Raw genomic sequence first — 2,199 nt, forward strand, 5'->3', positions numbered from 1 at the left:
TTCTTCGCCTCCGTGGCATCAGGGTTTCCTGCTTGCCGAGGAACCTACGCACGGACGCCACGGGGAACATGCGAGGGCCATACTCGTTGACCTCTTGGTGCCCCGTGACCAGGCTCTTTACGACGCTTTCACAGCATGGGACCACGCAGGGTTGTCAGTGGGGCAGTGCCGCGGAGGCCCAGCGGGGCCCGTAGGCCAGGACGACGGCGGTGCGCGCCTCGTCCTGCCCGGCACCGTCCTCGTCGGAGAAGTCGGTGATGATGGTGCCGGCCTCGGCGTCGGCGCGGACGCCTTCGCCACCGCTCGTTCCCCCACCGGTCGCGCGCAGCAACTCGATGTCCAGCCACGACGCCTCGGGGTCATCGGGCCAGCCGGCCAGGGACTCCGCCAGTCCCCTCCCCCACTCGACGACCGTCACCGACCGGTCCACGGTGGTGTCCAGGTCCAGGTCGGACAGCTCGCCGGCGGATGCGAGCCGGTAGGCATCCACGTGCACCAGGTCGGGTCCGCCCTCCTGGGACGGGTGGATCCGGGAGAGCACAAACGTCGGAGAGATGATGCCCTCCCGCACGCCGAGTCCCGCCCCGAGGCCCTGGGTGAAGGTCGTCTTCCCGGCCCCGAGCTCCCCGGTCAGGATCACCACGTCACCGGCCCGCAGCTGCTGGGCCAATTGCGCGGCCCATGCCTGCGTCGCGGCGGCTCCGTCCAGCGTCACCTCGAGCCGGGCCAGCGGGTGCGGGACCGGCACGTGGACGGATCTCACCGGCTCTCCCCCGTGGGGATCCCGGCGTCCACGCCCGGATCCGTGTCCACGTGGATCCTCGGGACCCGGGCACCGATGCGGGTGACGAGTTCGTAGTTGATGGTCCCGGCCGCGGCGGCCCACTCGTCGGCGGCGATCCCGGACTCCGGGCCGAACAGGTCCACCCGGGCCCCGATGGGCGCTGCGGCGGCGTCCTCGGTCCGCAGGTCCACCACGAACTGGTCCATGGCGATCCGCCCGGCCACCTCGTACCGCTGGCCGCCGATGGACACGGGGGCGGCGATCGCCGTCCGCGGCACCCCGTCCCCGTACCCCAGGGGGACCAGGGCCAGGCGTGTGGGGGCGGAGGTGTGGTACCGGTACCCGTAGGAGACGCCCTGGCCGGCGTCGACGGCCTTGTTGTTCGCCACCGTGGTGGTGACGGTCATGGCGGGGATGAGCCCGAATTCCTCAGCGGGACGGTCGCTGAACGGTGAGAGTCCGTAGATCCCCAGGCCGGCTCGGACCAGGTCCAGGTGGGCATCCGGACGCCCCAGGATGCCCGGGGTGTTGGCGATGTGCCGCAGGTCCACGGTCAGCCCGGCACTCTTGGCGGTCTCCACGGCACCGTGGAACAGGGCCAGTTGCTCGTCCGTCTCGGCGTCGCGGTCCTCCTCGTCGGCCACGGCCAGGTGGGAGAAGATCCCGACCACCCGGATCACCCCGGCCTCCTGCAGCTCGGCGGCCCGGGCCACCACGCCCGGCCAGTCGGCCAGCGTCGCCCCGTTCCGTCCGAGCCCGGTGTCCACCTTGAGGTGCACCCGCGCAGGACGTTCCAGGCGCTGCGCGGCCTGGGCGATCGCCTCCAACTCCCAACCGGAGATGCCGAGGTCGATGTTCTCCTCGATGGCCCGCCCGAACGGGGTGTCCCGGGTGTGCAACCAGGCCAGCGTCGGCGCGCTGAGCCCGGCGGCCCGCAGTTCCAGCGCCTCGGACACGTGTGCCACCCCGAGCCAGGTGGCCCCGGCCTCCACGGCTGCGCGGGCCACGGGCACCGCACCGTGTCCGTAGCCGTCGGCCTTGACCACGGCCATCAGCGCGGACGGCTGGACCCAGGACCGCAGTTGGGCCACGTTGTGCCGGATCGCGGCCAGGTCCACGACGGCGGCCCGCTCAGCGGGGAGAGAGGGCCCGGTTAATTTGGCGGATCCTGCCGGACCGGTAGGCCCGGTGATACCCACCGGCTGCAGGGCCGGCGGGGTGTGGAAGTCGGTGATGGCGTCGCTGACAGAAGACATGATGGGCCCCATTCTTCCATCACACTCTGAGTGCACCATGGTGGGCGTCCGGGCCACGGCTGATCGAGTATGGATTGGGTGCTTCTCCTTGGCCGGACCGGGAAGCCCCCGTGCCGGGTGGGTACCCGCCCGGCGTTCCAGACCCCGCGCCGTGGCCTG

Annotated in this window: 2 protein-coding genes; both read right to left on the reverse strand. The window is 71.7% G+C overall.

What is annotated here, in order from left to right; translation table 11 throughout:
• Nucleotides 1-154 precede the first annotated feature (154 nt).
• Nucleotides 155-763, reverse strand: coding sequence for a tRNA (adenosine(37)-N6)-threonylcarbamoyltransferase complex ATPase subunit type 1 TsaE (tsaE, locus tag PLJ28_RS15690; protein ID WP_502876486.1), 609 nt, complete (start codon nt 761-763; stop codon nt 155-157).
• Nucleotides 760-2,040: an alanine racemase gene (gene alr, locus PLJ28_RS15695; protein WP_324590421.1), complete on the reverse strand. Its 1,281-nt coding sequence runs from the start codon at nt 2,038-2,040 to the stop codon at nt 760-762. Before alr ends, tsaE begins: the two co-directional genes overlap by 4 nt.
• Nucleotides 2,041-2,199 lie beyond the last annotated feature (159 nt).

The organism is Citricoccus sp. (genome assembly GCF_035445025.1).
Classification (GTDB): Bacteria; Actinomycetota; Actinomycetes; order Actinomycetales; family Micrococcaceae; genus Citricoccus.